General features: G+C 68.9%; 27 protein-coding genes and 2 riboswitches. Of the genes, 4 read left to right on the top strand and 23 right to left on the bottom strand.

Going from position 1 to position 24570, the window contains the following annotated elements:
- Positions 1 to 60: 60 nt before the first annotated feature.
- A complete protein-coding gene (locus ACY5J6_RS06340) occupies positions 61 to 807 on the top strand; it encodes a mechanosensitive ion channel domain-containing protein (RefSeq protein WP_462844159.1) in 747 nt (248 codons plus the stop codon).
- Here ACY5J6_RS06340 and ACY5J6_RS06335 read toward each other — a convergent pair.
- The 12 genes from ACY5J6_RS06335 to ACY5J6_RS06280 form a co-directional block, all read right to left on the bottom strand.
- On the bottom strand, positions 778 to 1278 hold the full coding sequence (locus tag ACY5J6_RS06335; protein ID WP_462844158.1) for a VIT1/CCC1 transporter family protein: 501 nt from the start codon (positions 1276 to 1278) through the stop codon (positions 778 to 780). The genes ACY5J6_RS06340 and ACY5J6_RS06335 overlap by 30 nt on opposite strands.
- A gap of 48 nt (positions 1279 to 1326) precedes the next feature.
- On the bottom strand, positions 1327 to 1677 hold the full coding sequence (locus ACY5J6_RS06330; RefSeq protein WP_462844157.1) for a DUF1634 domain-containing protein: 351 nt from the start codon (positions 1675 to 1677) through the stop codon (positions 1327 to 1329).
- Between the two features lie 3 nt (positions 1678 to 1680).
- Positions 1681 to 2517, bottom strand: coding sequence for a sulfite exporter TauE/SafE family protein (locus tag ACY5J6_RS06325; RefSeq protein ID WP_462844156.1), 837 nt, complete (start codon positions 2515 to 2517; stop codon positions 1681 to 1683).
- 9 nt (positions 2518 to 2526) lie between these two features.
- Positions 2527 to 3120 carry a Rieske (2Fe-2S) protein gene (locus ACY5J6_RS06320; RefSeq protein ID WP_462844155.1) on the bottom strand — a complete coding sequence of 198 codons (594 nt, stop codon included), beginning with the start codon at positions 3118 to 3120 and terminating at the stop codon, positions 2527 to 2529.
- A 2-nt stretch (positions 3121 to 3122) separates the two neighbouring features.
- Positions 3123 to 5411 carry a glycoside hydrolase family 15 protein gene (locus ACY5J6_RS06315; RefSeq protein WP_462844154.1) on the bottom strand — a complete coding sequence of 763 codons (2289 nt, stop codon included), beginning with the start codon at positions 5409 to 5411 and terminating at the stop codon, positions 3123 to 3125.
- The gene (locus tag ACY5J6_RS06310) at positions 5412 to 6065 is read right to left on the bottom strand and encodes a 6-phosphogluconolactonase (protein ID WP_462844153.1); all 654 of its coding nucleotides are present in this window, start codon (positions 6063 to 6065) and stop codon (positions 5412 to 5414) included.
- Positions 6062 to 6961 carry an NADP-dependent phosphogluconate dehydrogenase gene (locus ACY5J6_RS06305; protein WP_462844152.1) on the bottom strand — a complete coding sequence of 300 codons (900 nt, stop codon included), beginning with the start codon at positions 6959 to 6961 and terminating at the stop codon, positions 6062 to 6064. The genes ACY5J6_RS06310 and ACY5J6_RS06305 overlap by 4 nt, the downstream gene beginning before the upstream one ends.
- The gene (gene zwf / locus ACY5J6_RS06300) at positions 6958 to 8325 is read right to left on the bottom strand and encodes a glucose-6-phosphate dehydrogenase (RefSeq protein ID WP_462844151.1); all 1368 of its coding nucleotides are present in this window, start codon (positions 8323 to 8325) and stop codon (positions 6958 to 6960) included. The genes ACY5J6_RS06305 and zwf overlap by 4 nt, the downstream gene beginning before the upstream one ends.
- Complete coding sequence (locus tag ACY5J6_RS06295; protein WP_462844150.1) at positions 8322 to 9236, bottom strand: c-type cytochrome; 915 nt, start codon at positions 9234 to 9236, stop codon at positions 8322 to 8324. The genes zwf and ACY5J6_RS06295 overlap by 4 nt, the downstream gene beginning before the upstream one ends.
- Complete coding sequence (locus ACY5J6_RS06290) at positions 9233 to 10069, bottom strand: SDH family Clp fold serine proteinase (RefSeq protein ID WP_462844149.1); 837 nt, start codon at positions 10067 to 10069, stop codon at positions 9233 to 9235. The genes ACY5J6_RS06295 and ACY5J6_RS06290 overlap by 4 nt, the downstream gene beginning before the upstream one ends.
- Complete coding sequence (locus ACY5J6_RS06285) at positions 10066 to 11277, bottom strand: S1C family serine protease (protein WP_462844148.1); 1212 nt, start codon at positions 11275 to 11277, stop codon at positions 10066 to 10068. Before ACY5J6_RS06285 ends, ACY5J6_RS06290 begins: the two co-directional genes overlap by 4 nt.
- 72 nt (positions 11278 to 11349) lie before the next feature.
- Complete coding sequence (locus ACY5J6_RS06280) at positions 11350 to 11889, bottom strand: hypothetical protein (protein WP_462844147.1); 540 nt, start codon at positions 11887 to 11889, stop codon at positions 11350 to 11352.
- 118 nt (positions 11890 to 12007) lie between these two features.
- Between ACY5J6_RS06280 and ACY5J6_RS06275 the strand changes: the two genes are divergently transcribed.
- On the top strand, positions 12008 to 12859 hold the full coding sequence (locus ACY5J6_RS06275; RefSeq protein ID WP_462844146.1) for a universal stress protein: 852 nt from the start codon (positions 12008 to 12010) through the stop codon (positions 12857 to 12859).
- A gap of 3 nt (positions 12860 to 12862) precedes the next feature.
- Here ACY5J6_RS06275 and ACY5J6_RS06270 read toward each other — a convergent pair whose 3' ends face one another.
- From ACY5J6_RS06270 to ACY5J6_RS06220, 11 genes are all read right to left on the bottom strand, one after another.
- Positions 12863 to 13468, bottom strand: coding sequence for a hypothetical protein (locus tag ACY5J6_RS06270; RefSeq protein WP_462844145.1), 606 nt, complete (start codon positions 13466 to 13468; stop codon positions 12863 to 12865).
- A 1-nt stretch (position 13469) separates the two neighbouring features.
- Positions 13470 to 14591: an MFS transporter gene (locus ACY5J6_RS06265; RefSeq protein WP_462844144.1), complete on the bottom strand. Its 1122-nt coding sequence runs from the start codon at positions 14589 to 14591 to the stop codon at positions 13470 to 13472.
- Complete coding sequence (locus ACY5J6_RS06260) at positions 14588 to 14929, bottom strand: DUF190 domain-containing protein (protein ID WP_462844143.1); 342 nt, start codon at positions 14927 to 14929, stop codon at positions 14588 to 14590. Before ACY5J6_RS06260 ends, ACY5J6_RS06265 begins: the two co-directional genes overlap by 4 nt.
- A gap of 5 nt (positions 14930 to 14934) precedes the next feature.
- Positions 14935 to 15639, bottom strand: a complete 705-nt coding sequence (locus ACY5J6_RS06255; protein ID WP_462844142.1) for a metallophosphoesterase family protein — start codon at positions 15637 to 15639, stop codon at positions 14935 to 14937.
- Between the two features lie 4 nt (positions 15640 to 15643).
- A complete protein-coding gene (locus ACY5J6_RS06250) occupies positions 15644 to 16135 on the bottom strand; it encodes a hypothetical protein (protein ID WP_462844141.1) in 492 nt (163 codons plus the stop codon).
- Positions 16136 to 16287: 152 nt separating this feature from the next.
- A riboswitch (Fluoride riboswitch) is annotated at positions 16288 to 16349 on the bottom strand.
- 40 nt (positions 16350 to 16389) lie between these two features.
- A complete protein-coding gene (locus ACY5J6_RS06245; RefSeq protein ID WP_462844140.1) occupies positions 16390 to 17856 on the bottom strand; it encodes a MutS-related protein in 1467 nt (488 codons plus the stop codon).
- Entirely contained in the window at positions 17853 to 19385 is a 1533-nt protein-coding gene (locus tag ACY5J6_RS06240) for a MutS-related protein (RefSeq protein ID WP_462844139.1), read from the bottom strand. The genes ACY5J6_RS06245 and ACY5J6_RS06240 overlap by 4 nt, the downstream gene beginning before the upstream one ends.
- A gap of 31 nt (positions 19386 to 19416) precedes the next feature.
- A riboswitch (Fluoride riboswitch) is annotated at positions 19417 to 19478 on the bottom strand.
- Between the two features lie 25 nt (positions 19479 to 19503).
- Complete coding sequence (locus tag ACY5J6_RS06235; RefSeq protein WP_462844138.1) at positions 19504 to 19914, bottom strand: hypothetical protein; 411 nt, start codon at positions 19912 to 19914, stop codon at positions 19504 to 19506.
- Positions 19911 to 21182 (bottom strand): sensor histidine kinase, encoded by a 1272-nt coding sequence (locus ACY5J6_RS06230; RefSeq protein ID WP_462844137.1) that lies wholly within the window; start codon positions 21180 to 21182, stop codon positions 19911 to 19913. Before ACY5J6_RS06230 ends, ACY5J6_RS06235 begins: the two co-directional genes overlap by 4 nt.
- A complete protein-coding gene (locus ACY5J6_RS06225) occupies positions 21179 to 21838 on the bottom strand; it encodes a response regulator transcription factor (RefSeq protein WP_462844136.1) in 660 nt (219 codons plus the stop codon). Before ACY5J6_RS06225 ends, ACY5J6_RS06230 begins: the two co-directional genes overlap by 4 nt.
- Before the next feature lies 1 nt (position 21839).
- Entirely contained in the window at positions 21840 to 22292 is a 453-nt protein-coding gene (locus tag ACY5J6_RS06220; RefSeq protein WP_462844135.1) for a c-type cytochrome, read from the bottom strand.
- An 85-nt stretch (positions 22293 to 22377) separates the two neighbouring features.
- Between ACY5J6_RS06220 and ACY5J6_RS06215 the strand changes: the two genes are divergently transcribed.
- Positions 22378 to 23607, top strand: coding sequence for an Nramp family divalent metal transporter (locus ACY5J6_RS06215; protein WP_462844134.1), 1230 nt, complete (start codon positions 22378 to 22380; stop codon positions 23605 to 23607).
- Between the two features lie 41 nt (positions 23608 to 23648).
- Positions 23649 to 24560: an NHL repeat-containing protein gene (locus ACY5J6_RS06210; protein WP_462844133.1), complete on the top strand. Its 912-nt coding sequence runs from the start codon at positions 23649 to 23651 to the stop codon at positions 24558 to 24560.
- Positions 24561 to 24570 lie beyond the last annotated feature (10 nt).

Below are 24570 nucleotides of genomic sequence, written 5' to 3'. Positions count from 1 at the left end.
TGGGGCGTTCCCTATGGGCGAGGGTAGCGGGGTCTGCGGGCTGGGCCGCATACTGGGAGCATGCGCCGGTACCTCGCCTATCTGGCTTTAGGACTCGGGCTTCTTTCCGTCCTGCCCCCCATCCTCGAGGACCTGGGGGTCAAGGGCCTCGCCCGCTATTTGGGCCTGATCTTCGTGCTGGCGGGTGGTCTTCTGGTGTACGCCCTCTCGGGCCTGGGCAGGAGGGCCCTGGCCAGGGTGGGCCTAGCCCACCTGTCCCCCGGGGTCAGGGTGCTGGAGGCCTTGGGGTATGTGGTGGTCCTGGCCTTGGGCCTTTCCACCGCGGGGTACCACCCCACGGCCTTCCTGGCCGGAGGCGCCGTGGTGGGCGCGGTGGCCGGCCTGGCGGCCCAGGCAACCCTTTCCAACATTCTTTCGGGCGTGGTCCTTATGCTTTCCGGGGCCATCAGGCTCGGGGACCCCGTCCGGGCCCGTTCCTGGGCTTACGGGGGGGTGGAGTACCGGGGACGTGTGAAGGACATTACCCTGGTGCACACCGTCCTGGAGGGGCCCCAGGGGGAGGTGCGGGTGCCCAACGCCCGTTTTATGGACTCGGTCTTGGTTCGGGAAGGGCGTCTGGCCCTCCAGGTCACCCTGCCCTCCAGGGCGGCGTGGAAGGCCTTGGAGCAGGCCTTTGCCGTGCGTTTTGAGCCCTCCAGCCTCGGCGTAGAAGGCCTTCAAGGCACCCTGTACCTTGGGGAGGAGCAACTGGACGGCGTCCTCGCCTGGCTTCGGAGCCTACCCGCCTCCCAGGCGGCCCAAGGTTAGCCCCACCAAAAAGACCAGACCCCCTCCTAGCACCACCTGGACCACCGTGCGGAGGAGAGGGCTTCCCATGAAGTGGTAGCGGATGTAGGCGATGGCCAGAAGCTCCACCGCCACCACCGCCGAGGCCAGGAAGAGGGCGGTCCGGACCTGGGGGATCAGGAAGGGGAGGGTGTGAAACATGCCGCCCAGGAAGGTGGCCAGACCCGTGACCCCACCCCGCAGGACGGGGTGACCGCGCCCCGTGACCTTGCCGTCATCGGAGAGGGCCTCGGCCAAGCCCATGGACAGGGCGGCCCCCAGGGAGGCCGCCAGGCCTACCAGGAAGGCATCGTGGGAGCGCTGGGTGAGGCCCGCAGCGGCGAAGATGGGGGCCAGGGTGGAAACGGAGCCGTCCATGAGGCCGAGAAGGGCAGGCTGGACCACCTGCAGGACGAACCTTTGGTCCTTTGGGAGGAGGCGGGACAGCCGCATGGAACCATTTTGGCAGGCCGCAGCCTATATTGCAAGTAGTTATTGTTATCAAAGAATACCCATGAGGCTGAGCCCCAAGAGTCCGAGCACCCACAAGGCCACCCCCGCGTAGACCCAGTCCTTTTCCAGGGCAAAGAGCGCGAGGGAAAGGGCCACGCGAACCACGGGGGTCAGGATGAGGACCTCGAGGCCAAGCTGCACCAGGGCGAGGGCTTCCCCCCGAATCCCCCGGGAGGCCAGGTCCAGAGGGTTCCAGACCCACGGACCGGGGGGACTGGCCAAAATCTGGGTCGCGGGTTCCGTTCCCCGAGCAACGAGTTCCCAAAGGCCCCCGGCGAGAACAAGGAGGGCCGCCAGGAGGACCCCTCCCCGCAGCGCCAGGCTTAAGAGGAGGGCCATCCTTCACCCCCGAAGCCCTTGGGCCACCATCTCCAGGCCCAGGAGGACGATGACCCCGGTGAAGAGGAGCCTGAGCCTAGCCACTTTGGCTCCTGGAAGGATCCGGGCGCCCAGAAGGGCGCCTGCCAGCACCCCCAGGACCACGGGGAAAGCCAGGTCCGGATGGATGAAGCCGTTTTTTACGTAGATGCCGGCGCTGGCGGCGGCGGTGACCCCGATCATGAAGTTGGAGGTGGTGGTGGAGACCTTGTAAGGGAGCCCCATGACCCGGTCCATGGCCAGAACCTTCACCGCTCCCGAGCCAATGCCGAGGAGCCCCGAGAGAACCCCTGCAAGCCCCATGAGGAGGAAGCCGGGGAGGACCCGGCGCACGGGGTAAGGAACGGGTCCCCGGGGGCCCGGGTAAGTGCTGGGAAGGCGCAGGCGCACCGCTAAGGGGTCGGAGGGGCTGGGGTCGGGATGCCCCTCCCGCTCCCGGTGCCTAAGCCCCGTGTAGGCGGCGTGGAGGAGGACCAAACCAAAGAGGGTGGCCACCGCCCGGTGGGGCAGGAGGGCGGTGAGGGTGGCCCCCGCCACCGCTCCCAGGGTGGTGGCCACCTCCAGGAGCATGCCCACCCGCAGGTTGGTGAACCCTTCCCGCACGTAGGCCGCCGCCGCTCCGCTGCTGGTGGCGATGACCGAAACCAAGGAAGCTCCCAGGGCCAGCTTCAGGTCCACACCGAAGAGGAGGGTGAGCATGGGCACCAGGACCACCCCGCCTCCCAACCCCGTCAAGGCCCCCACCAGCCCTGCCCCAGCGCTTCCTAAAAGCAGGAGGAGGGCGAAGTCCAGATAGCTCATGCCCTGAATCTACCCCAGGACCCCCACGGGGCCGCTGAAAGGCCCCGAAACCACGAGCTTGCCGCCCTCGGCTTTCACGGGGAGGAGGGGGAGGGGCCTAGGGGGTGGTCCTCCCACCACCTGGTCGGTGTAGGGGTTGTACTCCCCCCCGTGGCAGGGGCACTGCATGATCCCCTGCTGGTGCCAGAGGCTCACGATGCACCCCAGGTGGGTGCAGACCGCCGAGTAGACCACCACGTCCCCCGCCGCGTACCGGGCCACCTCCGGGGCCATACGCTTCCGGTCCAGGCGGAGCACCAGGAGGGTGCCCTTGGGGTCGCCGCTCCGCACCACCCCGGTCTTGGGGTCCATGGGGTAGGCCAGGAGGGGCGGCCCTCCCAGGGGTAAGGCGGTGGGGTCCAGGGGCTGCCCCTGGGTGTGTCCGGTGGCGTGCACCAGGATGTCCCCCACCTGGGGAGGGAGCCGGTCGGGGCTTTGGCTTGGCTTGGGGATGAGGTCCTTGGCCACCAGAAGGGCCGACAGGGTGGCAAAGCCGATGCTGGTGCCCATCAGGGCGAGCATAAAGCGCCTTTCCTGTCTGAGTTTGGGATCCTCTTGCTCCATGTCTATGCCCTCCTTATCCGATAGTCCCGCCCCTCCCAGCGGCCCTCCTCCGGGTAATAGAGGGTGAACTCCAGGCTTCCGTGGCCCTCCAGGTCCAGAAGCACCCCGTGGAGGCCAAAGGGCAGGGGCTCGCTCTCTACATCCCGCACCTCCTTCCAGCCGTCAAAGCCCAGGTGGAGGAGGAAGGGACGTCGCTCCTCCACCAGGAGGCGCTCCCCGGGGGCCAGGGCCTCGAGGGGCACCTCCCGCCGGAAGTGGCGTACCCGGGGCTTCGGCCTGCCCTCCAAGTAGCGGGCGGCCACGCGGCCCAGGCGTTCGGGGGGGCCTTTGCCCCTCGCCCAGGCCAGGTAGAGCTTCAGGTACTCCGCGTGGGCCCAGACCAAAGGCTGGGCGCTTCCCGTGGGCTTTCCTGGGAAGAGGTTCCGCTCGGGGATGGGAGCGTCGTCCCACACCTGCTCGGGGATGAGCCCTCCTCTCCCCGTCCCCCCCGCCATGGAGCGGAGGTAAGGAAGGAGGTCCTCGCCCAGGAGGAAGGCGGCCATCCCCCGCTCCCCGGTAAGGAGGGGCCAGGCCCGGCCCTTCCCCGTGCTGTCAAAGGGGTGGCCGTCCTCGTGTTCTCCGTACCCGTCCTCCGGGTAGCGGTGGTAGAAAAGCCCCGTGGGGGTTTCCACCCGGAGGAGGGCGTCGGCGAGGCGTAGGGAGTCCAGGACCCTGGGGTCCTGGGGAGGCCTCAGGCCCAGGCGGAGGAGGGCCAGGAACTCCAGCCCCACCAGGGCGGCGGGCTCGAGGCTCACCCCCGTCCGGTTCTTGACCTCTACCCGGCCCCGGGGACCCAGGGGTCCGGGAGGGGCGATCCTCACGTAGTGGCCTCGAGTGCCGTGGGAGCGATCCAGCGCGGTGCCCTCCACATAGGTCCACTCCTCCACGCGGGCGTTCCAGCAGTCCGCCAGGGAGAGGGCGTACTCCGCCTCCTCCCCCTCCAGAAAGCCGTAGAGGGCGGCCGCCGCCAGGGCGGCGATGGTGGTGGCCAGGGTGAAGGGGGAAAGCCCCGGGTTCTCCTCCCAGCGGTCCTGGGGGCTCACCGGTCCTTCCCGGGCCAGGAAGCCTGCCGCCCGCCGCACCAGGGTGCGAGCGGTCTCTAGGGGAAAGGCCCCGTTCAGCCCGCCCCGCTCCTTTAAGGCCGCCACCAAGAGAACGGGCAGGGCCGTCTCGTCCAGCTGGATTCCCTGCCAGTAAGGACGGCCTTCCGGGAAGAAGTTCTGGGGCCAGTGCCCGTCTTGCTCCTGAGTGGCCGCCAGATAGGCGAGGACGGTGCGGACCTCCTCTTCCCGCCCTAGGGTCAGGTAGGCGAAGGCCGCCTCCACCGCGTCCCGGGTCCAGACCAGGTGGTATCCCCCGGGGTCGTCCCGGGTGTTGCCCCAGGGGACCGAGAGGCTCGCCACCAGGGCACCGGGGTAGGTGCGGTCCTCGTGGGCCTTCAGGACCAGGAAGGAGCGGCGGGCGAGGGCCTGGAGTTCAGGGTCGGGACCCTCGAGGTCCAGCCCTTCCAGAACCCCCTGCCAGAGGGCGCGTACCCTCGCCCGCACCGTCTCGAGCCCCTCGGCGAGGGCGCTTTTCGCCAGGGTCTTGGCCCCTTCCGGCGTGGTGGCGAAGGCCAGGGCCAGGGTCCCCTTGGCCTCCAGCACCTCCCCCATGAGGGCCACGTTCCCGTCCTCGGCCCGGGGGAAGGTCCAGGTCATGGCCCCGTTTTGGGCGAAGTCCTGCCAGCCGTCGGAGAAGCCCACGTACCCGGCGCTTCCCCGGGCGAAGGGGCCCACGAGGGCCAGGGCCTCCTCCTCCTTCGCTGCCAGCAGGGCCCCCGCCTCCACCCAGGCGGTGTTGCCCCATCCGTTTCCCCCCAGGTGCGGGGCCAGGAGCGGGTAGAGGCGGAAGCCCTCTCCCTCGAGGCGGAAGCCGATGAGGAGGGCGTCCCTTCTGGGGTCGGGGACGAAGGCCAGGTGGAGGCGGTACCCCTCCTCCTCGTGCACCACCTCCACCAGGGGGAAGGCGGGGTCCTCCTCCAGGATCCGGTAGCGGGCCACCCGCTTCACCTCCGCCCAGAAGCCTTCCCGGGCCACGATGAACCCCAGGTCGCGGATCTGGGGGCGGCCCACGCTCGGCCAGAAGACCTCGTTCAGGATGCCGTGCCCCAGGGTGAACCAGAGGCGGCTCGTGCCCAGGGCGGTGCCCACCCGGTCCTTGTCGCTCGTGGCCCAGGTGGGAGGGATGCCGGGTTTTCCAAAAGCTTCCATTTAGACCTCCTGATCGGTGATGAGGCGCACCCTGGGGGCCAGGATCCGCCGCGGCGGGAGGTCTTCTCCGGCCTTTAGTCGGCGCACGGCCTCTCGCTTGGCTTCCCCCAGGGCCAGAAAGACCACTTCACCTGCCGTGGAGAGGGCCTTGGGGGTGAGGGTGAGGCGTAAGGGAGGGGGCTTGGGGCTGTTCCGCACCACCTCCACCAGGCGGGGGCTTTCCAGGGCGGGGTGGCCCGGAAAGAGGCTTGCGGTGTGCCCGTCTTCCCCCAGGCCCAAGAGGGCGAAGCCTAAGGGAAGAAGCGCCTGCACCCGGGCCTCCATCCGCCTTTGGGCTTCCTCCGGAGGGAGGCCCAGGGGGAAGGGGAGGAGGTGGTCCGCCTGGGGGCCCAGGGCCTCGGCCACCCGGGCGAGGTTGGTGTTCCGGTCCTCGGGGGAGAGCCAGCGCTCGTCGGAAAGCACGAAGGTGGTGTGGAAGCGGAGCCCCCGGAGGGCCCGGTAGAGGGGGAGGGGGGTCTCGCCCCCGGCCAGCACCCCGGTGGCGGCGTGGGCCAGGCGGTCTAAAAGCCAAGCCAGGGCGGCCTCGAGGGCCTGGAGACGGGTGGGATAAGCTTCCACGGTCATGTGCACCATGCTGGCTTGCCTTGCCCTCACCCTTCCCCTCCTTCCCGCACCACCCCGTGGCCACCGAAGGCGTGTCGGAGGGCGGCGAGGACCCGGTAGCGTAGCCCCTCCCGGTCCTGGCTTTCCAGCCGGGCGAAGAGGGCCTGGGCGATGACGGGGAGGCTCACGCGTCTTTCCAGGGCCTCCATGAGGGCCCAGCGGGCCTCCCCCGTCTCGGCCACCACCGGGGCAATGCCCTCCACCCCCTCCCGCAGCACCTCGGCCAGAAGGTCCAGGAGGAAGCCGCGGACGATGGTGCCCTGGCGCCAGGCGGCCACCACTTGGGCGGGGTCCAGGCCCAGCTCCTTCCCGGCGGCGAGGAGCTCCACCCCCTCGGCGTAGGCCTCCATGAGGCCGTATTCCACGGCGTTGTGCACCATCTTGGCGTAGTGGCCAGCCCCTGGTCCTCCGGCGTGGACCAGGCCGCCCCCCTCCGGGGCCAGGGCCTCCAGGTAGGGCCAGAAGGCTTCCACGTGGGCCCCTTCCCCTCCCACCATGAGCCCATAGCCCTCCTCTTCCCCCCGCACCCCCCCGGAGACGCCCACGTCCACGAAGCCCACGCCCTTTCCCGCCAGGGCGCGGCTTCGGCGGAGGGAGTCCTTGTAGAAGCTGTTCCCCCCGTCTGCCACTAAGTCCCCCGGCCGTAGGAAGGGGAACAGGACCTCGAGGACCTCCTCCACCGCCGGGTGGGGGACCATGAGCCAGAAGAGCCGCGGCGGAGCCCCCTCCGTCAGGGCCTGGAGGTCTTCCCGAACCCACACCCCCGAGGCCTCTGCCCGCTCCCGGGCTCTAGGGTCGGGGTCGTAGCCCACCACCTTCAGGCCCTTCCGGTGCCAGCGGCGGGCCATGCCGAGGCCCATCCTGCCCAATCCGATCAAGCGCATCATGCCCCACCTCCCAAGGGAAGCCAGCGGTGCCCGGGCTCCAGGAGGCCCTGGGCCGAGGCCGGGCCCTCGCTTCCCTCCTCGTAGATCTCCGGCTTCCCCTCCCGCCAGGCCCTAAGCACCGGGTCCACGATGGCCCAGGCCGCCTCCACCTCCTCCTCCGAGGGGAAGTGGCTCAGGTCGCCTTGGAGGACGGCGAGGAGCTCCTCTTCATAAGCTGTGTGTTCCGGGGTCCCCTCGGGGCGGAAGCGGAGGGTGTGGGGCTCCAGGCCCTTCCCGCCCAGAGCCCTGCCGAAGAGGGTGAGGTCCAGGCCCACGCCGGGGCCCAGCCAGAAGACCAGGTACCCCCGGTCCACCTCCCCGAAGCACCCTGGGGGCACGGCCCGCAGGGCCAGGGCCACGTAGCCTGCGTCCTTGGCCAGGCGCTTACCGCTTCGCAGGTAGAAGGGCACCCCTTGGAAGCGCCAGTCGTCCACGTAAAGCTTCAAGGCAGCGTAGGTTTCGGTGCGGCTTTCCCTGGGAACCCCCTCCTCCTCCCGGTAGCCCCGGTACTGGCCGCGGGCGGCGAAGCCCTGGGCCCCGTCGGGGATGGGGCGGACCGCCCGGAGGATTTCCACCTTCCGCGCCCGTAACGATTCAGCGGACAGGCGGGCGGGCGGCTCCATGGCGGTGAGGGCGAAGACCTGCATCAGGTGGTTCTGGAGCATGTCCCTTAAGGCCCCGGCCCCGTCGTAGTAGGCGGCCCGTCCCTCCAGGCCCAAGGTCTCGGCGTAGGTGATCTCCACCCACTCCACGTGGCAGCTTCGCCACAGGGGTTCCAGGAAACGGTTGCCGAAGCGGGTGGCCAGGAGGTTTTCCACCGCCCATTTGCCCAGGAAGTGGTCCATGCGAAAGATCTGCTCCTCCCCAAAGTGGCGGTGGAGGGCCCGGTTCAGGGCCTGGGCCGAGGCCAGATCGGTGCCGAAGGGTTTTTCCACCACCAGCCTGCGGAAGCCGGTTCTCTCCTCGGCCAGGCCCAGTGCCCCCAGGGCCTCCGCCGCTTGGGCGAAGAGGGCAGGGGGGAGTGCGAGGTAGAAGACGGCGTCCCCCTCGAGGCCCTGTAGGCCCCGAAGCCCCTCCGGGGTGAGCTCCGCCTGAAGGTAACGGGTCCTTTTGCGGAGTGCGGGCCAGGCTTCCAGCGCCACGCCCGGTAGGGTCTTGAGAAAGGCCTCCATCCGGTCTAGGGCTTCCTCCTCTTTCCAGGCCTCCTTGCCGAGGCCGAGGACCTCGAGGTCCCCCACCTCCCCCCGGGCCCAAAGGCGGAGGAGGGCGGGGACCAGGAGCCTGCGGGCCAGATCCCCCGTGAACCCAAAGATCACCAGCTTCATGGCTTCACCGGTTCCACCCTCTTGGTCTCGTCCAGCACCTTGGAAGTGTAGGCGCCCAGGCCCGCAGGCGGGGGCAGGTGGTCCTTAAGGACGAAGTCGGGCCGAGGCTGGCTGTCCACGAAGGCGGCGATGTCCCTCGCCTCCTCCGGGGTCAGGTTGGGGTTGCCCAGGGGCATGGCCCCGTGGAGGAAGGCGGCCAGGTTCTTCCAGTTGGCCATCCCCGCCCCGGCGTTGTAGGAGCGGGGGCCCCAGAGCGGGGGTCCCACCTGGCCCTCCCCCTTCTGCCCGTGGCAGACGGCGCACTTCTGGGCATATAGGGCCTGGCCTCGGTTGGGATCGGCTCGGGTCCAGTCCACCTGGAGGGGCTTCAAGGCGTTGGGCCCCGTGGGGCTCTTGGGGTTCATCTTCAGGGGCATGCCCTGGGAGAGGGAGGCGATGTAGGCTTCCAGGGCCACCATGGGGGCGCTTCCCAAGGGGGGTAGCGTCCCGTTCATGCTCCGCATGAAGCAGTCGCCGATGCGGTTTTGCAAGCTAATGACCGCCTTCTCCCGGGGAGAGTAGGCAGGGAAGGCGGTGGCCGTGCCCACCAAGGGCAGGGCCTTGAGGTTGGTGCCCCCGTCCAGGTGGCAGGAGGTGCAGTTGAGGGCATTCCCCACGTAGGGCTTGGATAGGGGATGGTCCTTGGTATGGAGGAAGATTTCCTTCCCCAGGGCTACCACCTGATCCAGGGGCTCGGGGAAGTCCGCGGGCAGGGCGGGGTAGGATCCGGGCTGGGCGCCTGCGGCCTGGGGCGTGGGTCCCGCCCCCTCCTTCGCCCGCAGGTAGGCCAGGGCGAAGTAGAAGCTGGTGAACCCTAGGCCCACCAGGACCACCGTCATCAGGGTGAGGAGGGTGTCGTAACCTCGCTTCACCGCGCACCTCCGCGGCCGTAGGGCATAGGGACGTACTGGACGCTGGGCCTACGCATCTGGGCCTGGGGGTAGAGCTCCATGAGCTGGTAGACTTCCCGAGGCATCGCCGTGGACACGGGGAGGCCCAGGCCCCGGGCCTCCTCCACGGTGATGGGGTAGTCGTGGGTCCAGGTGCCCTGGGAGAGGAGCCGGGCGGTGGTGCGGGCCTTGTCGGGGTCCATGTGCTTGGCGAGGAGCTTCTCTGCCACCTCCGCCACCTGCTTCATGGCCTTGGCGGCGATGTCCGCCTTGAGGAGGGTGGCGTCTTCTATCTTGTCCAAGGGCTTGGTCTGTACCAGGGCGAGGAGGCTCGCCGCCGGGTACTCCCCGATCTGGGGGTCAATGGGCCCTAAGACGGCGTTTTCGTCCATGACGATCTCGTCGGCGGCCAGGGCGATGAGGGTCCCTCCGGACATGGCATAGTGGGGGACGAAGACCGTGACCTTGGCGGGGTGGCGGAGGAGGGCCAGGGCGATCTGCTCCGCCGCCAGGACGAGCCCGCCCGGAGTGTGGAGGATGAGGTCGATGGGAACCTGGGGATCGGTGAGGCGGATGGCCCTCAAGACCTCCTCGGAGTCGTCCACGTCGATGTAGCGCACCACGGGGACCCCCAGGAGGCTAATGGCCTCCTGCCGGTGGATGAGGGTGATGACCCGGCTTTGCCGCTTTTTTTCCAAGGCGAGGAGCGTCCGGGTCCGGGCGGCCTCCAAGGCCTGGCGCTGGAGGTAGGGGCTCAGGAAGGTAAAGATGAGGAAGAGCCAGAAGAGGCCGTTGAGAAGCTCTCCCGGGCTCATGGCTTGCCCCCTTCCGGGACCACCCGCACCTCCAAGGTCTTTCCCTGCCGCCACACCTTAAGGGTCACCGCCTGCCCCGGCTTGAGGTTGGCGATGAGGTTGGCGAGGTCCGGGGGGGCCACCAGGGGGTTGCCGTTGGCCTCGAGGAGCACGTCCCCGTCCACCCCCACCTGGGCCTCCTGCCCCCCGGGGCCCATCAGGGCGACGAACCGGGTGGCCCCCCGGAGCCCGGCCTTGGCCGCGGGGGAGCCCGGGTCCACCTTCTCCACCATCAGGCCCTCCGGGGGAAGGCCGTACTGGCTGAGCACCTCCGGGGGAAGCGCGGCCAAGGGGAAGACCTGGACCCCGAGCCGGGGCCTCCGGGCCAGGATCTCGGCCTCCGTCACCTGCTTGCCCGCCCGCATCTCGGGGAGCCACGCCTTCACCAGGTTGATGGGGATGGCGAAGCCGATCCCCGAGTACTGGGGGGCCCCCACCTGGCCTGAAGGGGAGAGGATGGCGGTGTTGACCCCGATGACCTCGCCCCGGGAGTTCAAAAGGGGCCCCCCGGAGTTTCCCGGGTTGATGGGGGCGTCGGTTTGGATGAGCTTGGGCACCAGGGGGTCCACCGCCCCCGGGTTCTGGCGGATGGCGGACACCACCCCCGTGGTCACGGTGAACTCCAGGCCGAAGGGGTTGCCGATGGCGATGGCCTTCTGGCCTACCAAGACCCGGTCCGAGTCCCCCAGGGGAAGCACCACCTTGGGCCGGACCCCCACCTTCAGGAGGGCCAGGTCCAGGGCGGGCACCGCCCCCACCACCTTGGCGGAATAGCGCTTGGGGTCCCCGTAGAGCCGCACCCGGACCTCGCTCGCCCCCTGGACCACGTGGTAGTTGGTGAGGATGTGGCCCTCCGGGTCGATGAAGAAGCCCGAGCCCGTCCCCACCTGGGGGGGCCGGAGGAAGGGTTCCAGGAAGGGGGCGAACTGCGGCGGGACGTTGGGGGGAAGGGTCTGCCCGGGGATGAGGCTTTCCACCAACACCACCCCGGGGCCGTACTTGGCGGCGATCTCCACGGTGTTGGCCTCGTCGGGGAGGAGGCCCTGGGAAGAAGGGGCGACCGGGGTTCCCTGCCCCTGGCCGTCCACCCGGTCCAGCCCCCACCAGACCAGGACCCCCGCCAAGAGAAGCGCTGCCAGGGTTCCCGTAACGCCTAGTTTGCGAAGCATACTGTTGCCTCCTTTCTCTCTCGGAGCCCTACCCTATGTTAGCCCCTTTCCCTCCCCGCCGCTACCCCCTCCTTAAGGGGCGGGCACGGTGATGAGCCAGCCCACGGCGGCCCCGGCCAGGGGGTGGGAGAGCCACCCCGTCTGGTGCCGCGCGCCCAGGTGGTAGACCCGGACGACGGGCTTCACGGGGTTCGGGCTTACCTGGGGCGGGTCGGTGAGGGCCACGTCGTAGTAGCCCGCCTTCTCGTTGATCCCCTCGCCGTAGAAGCTCAGGTGGAGGGGCTTGCTGAAACGCAGGACTCGCTCCCCCGTCTTGAGGTCGGTCACCCTGAGGGCGAAGGCGTAGACCACCCGTTCCCCCTTGGGGGCGTAGGCCTGCCAGAAGGCGGGGTCCCCCAAAAGGAGCTCCAGCCGCACGGGGTCTTGGCCGAAGGCCTGGTCGGGCGCGGTGAGGATCAGGCGGCCCAGGCCCAGGCGCAGGTAGTCCCAAGGGTTCAGGACGATGGAGGCCACCACTTGGGGGAAGCCGTGCTGGGCGGGGTCAGGGGCCTGGACCGGTTGGGCCAGGGCGAGGCCTGCGCCGAGGGCGGTGAGCCAGAGGTACTTGCGCATCCTTCATCACCTCCATCCGGCATCCTGCTCCCAGGGGCTAAAGCGGAGCTGAAACCCTTCTTCACGGAGCTCACAAGGATTTCATTCCTCTTCACCCTTGGAGAGGAAAGTTAAGGCCATGTTTCCACGGCGTCTTCTGGTGGCGGTGTCCCCGGGGCGGGGAGAGGTGCTTGTCTTGGCCCTCGCTCGCACCTTAAGCGGTTGGGGAGCGAGGGTTACCCTGGCCCACGTGGCCGACGTGGCCCCTGCGGTCTTGGGCCTCGAGGGCCTGGACCCGGAGGAGGTGAGGGAGGCCTTCCGCCAGGCAGGGCGGGCCTACCTGGCTAAGGTGCAGGAGCGGGCCCGGGGGATGGGCCTCGAGGCGGAGACCCTCTACCTAGAGGGCCCCGTGGGCCCCGCCCTGCTCCAGGCCGCGCGCGAATACGATGCCCTCCTGGCGGGTGCCCGGGACCACACCCTCTTAGGGGCCCTCCTCCTGGGTTCGGTGGCCCTTTACCTGGTGCACCACCTGGATCGGCCCCTCTTCCTGGCCCGAGGGGAGCTGGAGGAGGGGCCCGTGGGTCTCCTGGTAGAGGAGGGAGAGGCTGGGGAACGGGCTTTTGCCCTGGCCCTGGACTTGGCCCGGGCCTTGGGCCGTTCCCTCCGCCTTCTGGGCGCGGTACCCCATGTTCCCCTGGCGGAGACTCCTCCCGAGCTGGTTTTGGAGGAGGCGGCCCTCGAGGCGGGCGAAGTCACCGAGGAGCGGAGTTTACTGGAACGCCTCGCCGCTCGTGCCCGGACCGAGGGAGTGGTGGCAGAACCCTTGTTCCTACGGGAGCGGCCCTTCGCCCTTCTCAAGGAAGAAGAGGCCAGGCTGGGCCTCTTGGTGGTCCCTCACCACCCCCAGGCGCTTTGGGAAGAGGTGGTCTTCCCCGACACCTCGGTGCGGGCGGCCCTCCACCTGCACAGGCCCTTGGTCCTGGTTCCCTAACCTTCATCCCTCGGCGCTCCCTCCTGCCAGGGCCCTGGCCAAAGCCTCCCGCACCCGCTCCAGCGCTTCCGGGTAGGCCTTAAGCCCTTCTCCCGGCCTCTCCGCCCGGCGGAGCTCTTCGTCCAGGAGATGCTCCAGCGCGGCGAGAAGGGCCGAGAGGCGCAGGGCGAGGAACCGTTCGGGGGCGAAAGCCCTTCCTCCTAAGGCGGTGCGGGCCGCTTCCTCCGCCTCCCGGAAAGCCCCTACCTCCAACCCAAGCCGCCGCCCTACCTCCAGAAGGTCCAGGAGGGCGGCGAGGGCGGGCTCTCCCTTGGGCGGCTCCCCGGGGGCGTGGCGCTGGAGGAGGCTTAGGGTGCCCCGGAGCTCCGCCCGAAGCCCTGAGAGGTGGAACTCCAGCACCTGGCGGTCCTGCTGGCACTTGAAGAGCTCGTAGCGGAGGACGGCGTTCTCCTTAAGGGCAGGGGAGGCCTCCCGGACCAACTCGGCGTTTTTCTGGCGCAACAACGCCAAGTCCGCCTCGAGGCGGGCCACCTTCTCCCTCAAAAGGTCTATCTCGGTTTCCAGACCCTCTTTGGGCCCCCTCGGGCTCTTGCGGCGGAAGAAGGCCATCCTAACCCACCCCCCTTCGGGCCAAGGGGACGAGGGAAAGGAGGGCCAGGGCCTCTAGGGCCAGGGCGGCCCAAGCGGCGTGGGCGGGGGAAAGGGCGTAGAGGTAGCCCATGAGAAGGCTCCCCAGGAGCCAGGCGACGCCAAAGGCCCCGTCAAAGAGGCCGTAGGCCCAGGCCGAACCCTGGGAGAGGTAGCCTACCCCAGCCCGCATCACGCTCTCCTGTAAGCCCAAGGCCCCTCCCCAAAGGGCGCACCCCAGGGCCCAGGCCCAGGGACCCTTCCCCATCAGGACAAGGGGTGTGGCCAAGGCGGCCAAGACGGGCACGAGGAAAAGGGTTTTAAACCCCACCCGTTCAAAAGCCAGGCCCCCCAGGAGGGCGAGGAGGGCATCGGTCCCCATAGCCAGGGCAAAGAGGAGGGGGATCCCTGCCGGGGGTGCCCCCAACCGCTCCAGGTGGAAGGCCAAGATCTGGAAGTGAGCGAAGCCCAAGGCGAAGAGGAGGGCAGAGGCCAGGTAGAGGAAGAAAGTCCGAGGAAGGGGTTCCCGTATAGAACGGGAAGGATCCTCGGGCTCGAGCCCCCGGACCCGCCAAAGGAGGAGCAAGGCTAAAAGAGCCGGCACCAGTAGAGCCGCGAAGCCCAGCCGGTACCCCCCTTGGGCCACGGCCAGGGCTACGAAAAGCGGACCGAGGAAGGCCCCTCCCTGGTCCATGAGCTCGTGAACACCAAAGGCCCGGCCCAGGCCCACCTCTTTGCCCACCCGAGCCAAGAGGGCGTCGCGCACGGGAGTCCTCAGCCCCTTGCCCAGCCTTTCCAGGAAGAGAAGGAGGCTCGCGGCGTAGGGGCTCCCTACCCAGGCCAGAGCGGGGAGGGCAAGGAGGTTGAGGCTGTACCCCAGGTAGAGAAGCGGCCAGGCCCGGCGCCCCTCCCCCAACTGCCCCGAGAGCAGGCGGACGGCATAGCCCAGAAACTCCCCTACCCCCGAGACCGCCCCCACCAGGAGGCTCGTAGCCCCCAAGGTTCCCAGGAAGGCCCCGGAGATGCCCCGGCCTCCCTCGTAGGTGAAGTCGGCCAGGAGGCTCACCAGGCCGATGGCCAACACGAAACGCCAAGCCGAGCTCACCGCTCCTCCTTGGGCAGGTAGCGGACCACCTCTACCCGCTCCAGGGTGACGAGCCCCTCTAGCACCATCCGGTCCAAGGTGGGAAGGAAGGCCCGGATCTTCTCCTCTTCGTCCACGATCTCCACCATGACCGGCAGGTCCTCCGAGAGCTGGAGGATCTTGGCGGTGTGGATGCGGGAGTGGGCCCCGTAGCCCATGAAGCCTTTGAAGACGCTGGCTCCGGCCAAGCCGAAGCGCTGGGCCTCGAGGACGATGGCCTCGTAAAGGGGTCTACCCTCGTACCGGTCCGACTCCCCCACGAAAACCCGTGGGAGCTTGGCCTCGCCTGCAAGCCGCATCCCTTTCACCTCGCCTTCCGGTAAAGCTCCAGGAGCTCCGCCTTGGTCTCCGGATCTAGGGGGAGCCCCTCCAGGGCGTGGAAGAGCTCATCCATGGGGTAGGCCACCCGGTGGAGGTGGATCCGGCCATCCTCGTAGAGGGCGAAACTAGCCCTTTGGTCCCCGTCCAGGGGCTGGCCCGCCGAGCCCGGGTTGACGAAGAGCTTTCCCCCAACGGTGCGCACAAAGGGCAGATGGGTGTGGCCGAAGACCACCACCTCCGCCCGGAGGCTCTCCGCCGCTTCCAGTAGGGCCTCCTCTCCCGCCTTGGGGTCCAGGCGGTAGTCGTAAAGGGGGTCCTGGAGGCTTCCGTGGACCAGGGCGAAGCGGGTGCCGTCGGCGGCCCACGCGGCGTAAAGGGGCAGGCTACGCAGGTAGGCGAGGTCCTCCGGGCGCAGCTCCTTTCGCGTCCACTCCAGGAGGGCCCGCGCCAGGTGGGCCTTGCGGGGGGTGGCCTTGGGGTCGGCGCCGAAGGCGGCGGCGTGGTCGTGGTTGCCCCGCACCGCTACCGCTCCGGTCCGCTTGAGCCAGGAGAGGACCCCCCGGGGACTTGGCCCGTAGTTCACCGCATCCCCCGCGAAGAGGACGGCGTCCACCCGCCCCACCGCCGCCACGATGGCCCTCAGGGCCCAGACGTTCCCGTGAAGGTCGCTCAGGATCAGGACACGCATCGCCTTATCTCCTCCCTCCGCTCCTCGTAGTCCCAAAGGCCCAGCACCCCACCCCACTCCGCCAGGGCTCGCAGGCAAAGCGGGCCTCCCCCGCTACCCGCAGAGGGACCAGGTACAGGCACGCTCGGGGGTGGGCGAGGGCCTCGGGGATGGGGCAGGCGCGGCACACCTCCGGGGTCACGAGCCGGTCCTCTTCGGCGCCGCAAAGCCCTTCGTGCCGGTAGGGGCAGGGAGGCCAGCCGTCCATGTGGACCTCAGTGGACCACCATGACTGCGCAGTGGGCGTAGCGGAGCAGAGTTTCCCCCGGAGGAGCATGCGCCGGCGCTCCGCCTCTTGGTGGGCGTAGCGGAAGGCCTCCGCCGGTAGGTCTTGGCCCTCCTTCAGGACCCCTTCCAGCTCCACGCCGATCTCGGCGAACTCCGGGAGCTGCACCACCGCTAGGGGCTTTTTCGCCGCCTCTGAGCCATTGGACCCTAAGAGGAGCTTACGGAGCATCCTCCGTCCCCCACGGCCTATGTCCAGGTCACGGATAGCCCGGAGGCAAGGGAAAACAGGGTCGCCGGTACCGCAAGACCGAGCCAAAAGGCCGCCACACCCCAGTCCATCGCTTCCCTCCTTTCCGGGTGGAAGGAAAAAGCCCCCACCCCTTTTGGGTAGGAGCCATCAGCCCCAGGGGGCAGTTTAGGCGGGCCCCATCGCCTTTGGAGCAAATATACCACGAAAACCCTGAAGCCGGTATGAAAGGGCCCTCACTTCTCGCCGAAGACCTGGCGCAATAGGTCCTCGCCGTAGGCCGTGGGCTCGGGAGGCGCGGGCAGGAGGCGGAAGGTGCGGGTGCCGTCGGGAAGCCGCTCCGCCTTGAGAAAAAGCGTTTTGGGGTCCTTCAGGAAGGCCGCCGCCAGGGAGTAGAAGTGGGTGACGAAGATCACCCGTACCCCGGCCTCCGTTAGCGCCCGCACCACCTGGCTCCCAAGCTCCGAGCCCTCGGGTTCGCTGGTGGCGGCGAAGCTCTCGTTGAAGAGGAAGAGGGGCCGCGCCGTGAGGTGGTCCACCGAGCCTTTGAGCCGCCTGAGCTCCTCCTCAAACTTCCCCGCCGCAAGCTCCCGGTCCTCCTCGCGCTTGAAGTGGGTGAATATCCCGTCCACGAGACCGCTCTCAAAGGCCTTCGCTCCCACGAAAAGCCCGGCCTGCATGAGGAGCTGGGCGAGGCCCAGGCTACGCAGGAAGGTGGTCTTGCCCCCCCGGTTGGCCCCGGTAATGAGGATGGGGTTTTTCCCGTGGGCCTCGAGGTCGTTGCCCATGGCGCTCCCTTGCCGGAGGGCCAGCCCCACGTCATAGAGGCCTTTAAAAGCCAGGTGGAGGCCCTCCCTGGGGGTGGGAAAGGCCAGGGGGAGGCCCAGGGCCTTAAGCCTCGAAGCCAGGCGGGAGGCTCCGAGGAGAAATCCTGCTTCTGCCCGCAAAGCCTCAAAGAAGCGGGCCACCTCTTCCACCGCTGTGGCCAAGGCCTTGGCTGCGGCCCAGGCGCCCTGCTCCCGGATCTCCCCCAGGATCCTCGCCCCGGACTCGTCCCGGGGGTGAAGGGTGAGGAGGTAGGTCCTGGGCCTACGGGCGAAGGGCCAGGGAAGCCTCCGGCCCTCGGGGGGAAGAAGGGCGTACCCCTCGCCCCGCCCTTCCGGACCGAGGCTGGCGGCCATCCAGATACCCTGGGGAAAGCGAAGGGCCTCGAGGTGGGCCTTGGCCTCCCGGAAGAAGTCAGGGGTGAGGACAGCGGAAAGCCTTGCCCGGAGGTCCAGGAAGGGGGTGTGGGCGAGGGGGGTGCGGTCAAGGAGGTCCAGGAGCCCCCGTAGGCCTCGGAGCAGGGCTTCCATCCCCTTGATGGCCCCGTAGAGATCGGGCCGGTCCCTGCGGTAGAGGCCATAGCTCTCCCGGCGTTTGGCCCTCAGGGTCTCGTCGGCCAGACGGTAGAGCCCCTCCGCGAGCCCCGGCCGCTCCAAGGCCTCCCGCACCGCCTCCTGGCGGTGGAAGAGGGTGGGGATATCGGTGCGGAGGCCTTGGGCCAAGACCTTCCGCGCCACCTCCACCAGGTAGGCGTCCCCTTCGGCCATAACCTCCAGGAGCGTTCCCAGCCCCAAGTCATGCTCCAGGTCCTCCCAGCCGAAGGGGAGGGGATGGCCTAGGTCCAGGTCACGGTCGGGGTAGAGGAGGCCTACCCTCATGGCCTACCTCCGAGGCGCTCCTTGAGGAGGGGGTAGGTGAGGCCGTGCTTTGCCGCCAAGGCCAGGGCGTAGGCCTTACCGTCCGCCGGCCTCTCAAGGATGCGGAAGGTTCGCCTGGCAGGGTCCTGGGGGTCCACCTCCGCCACCAGGCTAAGGGTGCCGGGCAGGCGGGCGAGCTCGTCCAGGAAGGTCACCACCACCGCCAGGCTTCCTTTGGCCCGGATCTTTTCCAGGAGGAAGTGCCCTATAAGGCGGGCGTCCAGGAGGGCGGCCGAGGCCAAGGGTTCGTTGAGGATGAGGAGGGAGCGCCCATCGGCCCGCTCCAATAGGGCCTTGAGCCGGTAGAGGTCCTTCTCCAGCTTGCTCTTCAGCTCCTCCGGGTTCTCCCGGGCCTCAAAGTGGGTGAGGACGGCACTGGGCAGGGAGAGCCGGGCCCGCCTGGCCGGCACCGGGAGGCCCAGGGCGGCCAGGTGGTGGAGCTGCCCCACCATCCGGGCAAAGGTGGTCTTGCCCCCCTGGTTGGGCCCGGTGACCACCAGGACCCTCGCCTCCTGGAAGCGGAAGCTGTTGCCCACGGGCCGCTTCCCTTGGGCGAGGAGCCTGGCGGCCAGGACCAGGTCGTAGCCTTCCTCGGCGAGGAAGGGCGGGGCCTCCGCCAGCTCGGGGTAGGTGAAGGGAAGGCCCACGGCCCGCAGCGGGGCCACGAAGTCCAGATAGGCCAGGAAGAAGCGGGCCTCTCGCTCCAGCCGGGCAAGGGTGGGGTCCAGGAAGCCCTGGTGTTCCCGAAAGAAGGCCTCGAGGCGGCGGAAAGCTTCGGGAAAGAGGAGGGCGAGGTGGTCCAAGATCCACTCCTCCACGTGGTTGAGCCAGGGTCCCGGGGGAAGGGTTTCTTCCCGGAAGGAGACGGGTTCCCCGCCGAAGAAGGGCCGGAAGATGGCCTGTACCCGCTCGCCGTAGTCTTCCTCGCCTCCGTAGGCTCTGAGGGCCAGGCGTCCCTCGTGCACGTGGAGGACATAGCGGAGTTGGCGCAGGGCCCCCTGGGTCGTTTCCAGGTCCTCCTTAAGCCGGAGGAAACCCACTCCCTTGCGGTAGGCTTCCAGGTAATCCCGGTAGGCGCGAAGCCCTTCCGAGCGCAAGGGATGGCGGACGAGGCCTTCCGCCAAGGCCTCCACCCCTTCCAGATAGGCCGAGGCGGCCTGGAGGAAATAAAGGCGGGCCTGCCAGGGGTGACGGGCCTGGGCCGCCCGTTTGAGCCGCGCCCTTACCCCCTCCACGGCCCGGAAGTAGTGGTGGAAGGCTGCCGAGAGCCCCTTTCCCTCCAAATCCCGAGCCACCTGCTGCCGGTGGAGGACGCCTTCCCGCTCCCTCAGGGGCCTACGGAAGACCTCCTCCAGGCTCATCCCTAGATGGGCGGCGAAGAGCTCTTTTTCCAGCTCGTCCAACAGGAGGTCCTTGAGGTGGGCCGGAGCCTCTTCGGGCCCCTGGGCGGAGCCTAGCAGGCTTGGCGAAACCCCTTCCGCCTTCTCCATGGCTCCTCCAAAAGGGAGACCCCTACCGGGTTCGCCGGTAGGAGTCATCAGCCCCGGTGGGCGGTTCAGGCGGACTCCATCGCCCTACACCCAGCCTAGCAAAGGGCGCCTCCCTTGTCTAGGGCTTCTTGGGGGCCGGCGCGGAGGCCGCCTTTACGGGGACCAGGTTTCCGTCCTTGCCCAGGGCCACATGCCGGTTCTTGAGGAGGGTGCCCAGGGTGTAGTCCTTCTTGCCCACCTTCACTACCAGTTCTTCCAGGGAGGTGGCCTTCTGCACCACCGGGTAGCGGTAACTGGCCTTGGGGAGCTTGAAGACCACGTAGGCCACCTTTTCCAGGGCCTCCGGCCCAGGAAGGGTGCCCTTGCCCCCTTCCCAAAGGGCCATTCCATGGGCGTCCTCCAGAACCAGCACCGTGCCCGCAGGGAGCACCCTCGGGGGGAAGACCAAGCTCACGTGAATCTTCCCCTGGGTGGCCGGGGCGGCTAGGGCCATCGCCGATGCCATGAGGAGCCAGACCATCCTCTTCATCCTTCACCTCCGGAGCTTCCCGCTCCGGAAGGGAGCCTAGGCCCTTTGCCTGAATCGGGCCTGAAGAGGAGGCGGGCGCGGAAAGGAGGCCCTGGGAGGAGCTGGAGGGCCCCTCCCAGGGCCTCCGCCACCTGGCGGGCCACCCGGAGGCCTAGGCCCTCCTGCGTTGGGGCCCTCGGCCCCCGGCCTTGGTCCTCCACCTCCAGGTACACCCCTTCCTCTTCCCGGCCCACCCGGAGGCGGATGGGTCCCTGGCCGTGGAGAAGGGCGTTTTGCACCAGGTTGTTCAGGGCCCGCTCTAAGAGCCTGGGATCGGCCCACACCCGCGTGGACTCCCCCTCGAGGCCAATCTCCCTCCCCCGGGCCACGGCCAGGGGCTGGAAGCGGTCAAAGGCTTCAGAGAGAAGGGCGTAGAGGTCCACCTCGGCGAGCCTCAGGTCCTGGGCCCCGGCCCGGGAAAGGGCGAGGAGGTTTTCCGCCAGGGCCTCGAGGCGCTCGGCCTGGGCCTTGAGGCGCCTTAGGGCCTCCCGGTCCACCCGCTCCTGGGCCAAAAGGCTTTCCAGCCCCACGCGGAAGGCCGCCACCGGGGTCTTCAGCTCGTGGCTGGCCAAGGCTAAAAAAGCCTGTTCCCGGGTCCGCTCCTCCTTGAGGGTGGCCAGGAGGCGGGCAAAGGCCTGGGCCAGGCGGGCCACCTCGTCCCGCCCGGGGGTGGGGCCGGGGGGTTGGAAGCGGGAGGCCGCCTCGGCCAGGCGCTTGAGGGGGGCCAGGGCGGGGCCCAGGAGGAGGTAGGCCAGGCCCCCGGAGAAAAGGCCCGCCAGGAGGAGAAGGGGAAGGCCCAGGCGGAGGTAGATGAGGGCCAGGCGCTCCACCACTCCCAGGGGCTGGGCCACCACCACCTTCAGGTCCTCCCGTTGGAGGGCCAAGGCCCTCCAGCCCGCCACGCTCACGGCCTTTCCCGGGGCCACGCTCTTCACCAGGGTGGGCGCCCCGGGAAGCCCCCCCTGCCAGACAGACCTCTCCCCCTGGTAGATCCAGGCGGCGGCGGGGAAGTCGCCGAAGAGCAGATCCGCCTCCTCCTCTGGAGGCACCTGGCGGTCGGGCTCGGTCAGGGCCTCCTGCAACAGGGTGTGGGCCTGAAGGCGCAGGGTGCGGTCCATCTCGGCGAGGGCCAGGCGGGAGAGGAGGAGGCTAGAAAGGAAAAGGCCCAAACCCAACCCCAAGAGGGCCACCAGTCCCGTGAGGAGGGCGATGCGGCCCCGGAGGCTCATCCCGGGATGCGGTAGCCGAGTCCCCGCACCGTTTCTATCAGCTCCTCTCCCAGCTTCTTGCGCAGGTTCTTCACGTAGACCTCTACGAGGTTGGACTCCCCCTCGTACCCCGGCCCCCACACCCTTTCCAGGATCTCTTCCTTGGCGAAGAGCCGGCCCCGGTTCAGGAGGAGGAGCTCCAGCACCTGGTATTCCTTGGCGGTGAGGGTGACGGGGGTCCCCCCTCTGAGCACCCGGCGCGCCTCCACCTCTAGGACCACGTCCCCCGCTTCCACCCGGGTGGGCCGCACCTCCCCACGCCTCAGTAGGGCCCGGACCCGGGCGATGAGTTCCGGGAGGTGGAAGGGCTTGGTGAGGTAGTCCTCCCCCACCTCCAGCCCGCGCAGGCGGTCCTCCAAGGCGTCCTTGGCGGTGAGGAAGAGGATGGGGCTTTGGATGCCCGCCTGGCGGAGGTCGCGGGCGAAGCGAAGGCCCGCCTCATCCCCCTCGGGGAGCCTCACGTCCAGGACCAGGGCGTCCAGGGGTTCACCGAGGACTAGGCCCCAGGCCTCCTCTTCCCCTCTGGCCCAAAGGACGCGGAAGCCGTGCTGCTCCAAAGCCTCCGCCACCGCCTGGCCCAGGACGGGGTCGTCCTCGAGGAGGAGAAGGCGCGCCATACTAGAGCCCGAGGGACTTCCTAAGGGCCAGGACCTTCTCCGGGGTCAGCCTCTTGGCCCGTTCCTTGGCCACCTCGCTGGCCTCGTAGGGCTTGAACCCCTTAGGGGGCTTGTTGCCAAAGGCCTGGGTCACGTAGTTCAGGATGGCGGCCACCTCGGCGTCCTTAAGTTGTGGACCCCAGGCGGGCATGGCCCCGTTGTAGGCCTGGCCCTTCACCCGGATCTGGCCCTGGAGCCCGAAGAGGATCAGGTCCAGAAGGTAGGTGCGCCCCTCCTTCTTGGCCAGGATCTCCGGCACGTGCCCCGCCAAAGGGGGGAAGGCCCCGGGGAGGCCCTGGCCGTTTGCCTGGTGGCAGGTGGCGCAGTGCTGCCCGTAGAGGGCCTGGCCGTTTTGGGCCAGGGCCAGGCCTAGGCCGAGGGCCAGGACCGCATACGCCCACTTCCGCTTGCCCATGCTTCACCTCCAGGCTTTTAGTATGCCACCGCACCTGAAAAGAGGCTGAAGCTCCTTCCCAAGATGGGGGTGTATACTGGGCGCTATGGGATTAGGCTTACCTAAATCCCGACCCTGGTGGTGGTACTTGGGCCCGGGGTTCCTGGTTTCCGTGGGCTACATGGACCCCGGGAACTGGGCCACGAGCCTCGAGGCGGGAAGCCGCTACGGCTACAGCCTCCTCTTCGTGGTCACCCTGGCCAGCGCCATGGCCGTCCTCTTCCAGGCCCTGGCGGCCAAGCTGGGGGTGGCCACAGGGCGGGATTTGGCGGAGCACCTTAGGGCCCGCTACCCCGGCCGCTTCGGCCGCCTCCTCTTCCTCACCGCCCTCCTGGCCATGGTGGCCACCGACCTGGCCGAGTTCATGGGTATGGCCGTGGCCCTGAACCTCCTCTTCGGCCTACCCTTGGTCCTCGCTGCCTGGCTCACCGTTTTGGACGTCTTCCTGATCCTTCGCCTGGAGCGGTTCGGCTTCCGGGCGGTGGAGGGGGCCATCGCCTTCTTGGTAGGGGTCATCGGCCTGGCCTACGTGGCGGAGCTCTTCCTGGCCAAGCCTGCCCTCCCTGGGCTCTTGCGCCATGCCTTCCTCCCCGACGGAAACCTCCTGGACCCCGGGGGCCTCTACGTGGCCCTGGGCATCCTGGGGGCCACGGTCATGCCCCACAACCTTTTCCTGCACTCGGCCCAGGTGAAGACGAGGCTGGGGGAGGCCCGCAAGAGGGTCTACCGCCTCCTCCTCCTGGACACGGTGCTGGCGCTCTCGGGGGCTTGGCTGGTGAACGGGGCCATCCTGGTGGTGGCGGCGGCGGTCTTCCACCAGAGGGGCTTGGTCATCGCCGACCTGGCCCAGGCCTACCACACCCTGGCTCCCCTCCTGGGCCCCCTGGCGGCCCTGGCCTTCGGGGTGGGCCTCCTGGCCAGCGGCCTTTCCAGCACCACCACGGGCACCCTTGCCGCCCAGGTGGTGGTGGAGGGGTTCCTAAGGGCGAGGAGCCACCCGGCGAGGCTCCGCCTCCTCACCCGGCTCTTCGCCGTCCTGCCCGCCTCTTTCGCCCTCACCCTGGGGGCCTCCCCTATGGCCCTCATCGTCCTCTCCCAGGTGGTCCTCTCCTTCCAGCTTCCCTTCGCCCTTTTTCCCCTAGTCCGGCTTACCGAGGACCCGGGGGTGATGGGTTCCCTGGTCAACCCCCCCTGGGTGCGGGCCCTGGCCTGGGCGGGAGCCCTCTTGGTCCTGGGGCTCAACGCTTTTCTCCTGTGGCAAGGCCTTGTGGGCTAGGCTTCAGCCTGGATTCAGGAGGCAAGCTTAGACTGTCCCCGATGAGAAGGTCTATCCCTGCCTTGCTCCTAAGCTTTTGGGGCGTCCTTGCCCTCGCCCAGGGTCCCTTGGGGAAGGGCCTGGTGGTGGCGGACGCCGGCAACCACCGCCTGGTGGAGCTTTCGGGCGAGGGCCGCCTGGTGCGAACGGTTCCCCTCCCGCCCCCCTTCCGTTACACCGACGACGTCTTCTTCGCCCCCGGGGGGAAGGTGGCCTACATCACCGACCCCGAGGTGGATGCGGTGGCGGCGGTGAGCTACCCGGAGGGGAGGCTCCTTTGGGTTTACGGAAAGCCCGGCCGCCCGGGTAAGGGCCCGGGCCAGCTGGATAACCCCGACGACCTGGTGCCCCTGCCCTCGGGGCTCCTTGCCGTGGCCGACATCCGCAACTGCCGGGTCCTCCTCCTCACCCAGGAGGGCCAGCTCGAGCGGGTTCTGGGCCATACCGGGGTCTGCCGCAACGCCGATGGCTACTTCAACAAACCCAATGGAGCCTTTCCCTTGGGCCAGGACCGCCTCCTGGTGACGGAGATCGTGGGCGGGGACGTGGCCGTCGTGGACCTCCAGGGGCGCCGCCTCAAGACCCTCCCCCTCCCCGCCCGTTACCCCTCCGACACCAACCTCACCCCCTGGGGCACCCTCCTGGTGGCGGACTGGTCCTCCCCGGGGGCGGTGTACGAGCTGGACCTTGCGGGCCGCGTCCTTTGGCGTTACGCCCCCGCCTCCCCCAAGGACCGCCTGGACCACCCCTCGGTGGCCGTGGGCCTCCCCTCGGGCCTGGTGGTCCTCACCGACGACCGCCGCCACCGGGTGCTGGTGGTGGACCGCAAGACGAACAAGGTGGTCTTCCAGTACGGCAGGACCGACACCCCCGGCCTCCTTCGCTTCCCCGACGGGCTGGACCTCCTCCGGTAAAATCCCCCTC

It is taken from the genome of Thermus sp. H19.2, from assembly GCF_054979525.1.
This window is presented reverse-complemented; position numbering and strand designations above follow the sequence as displayed.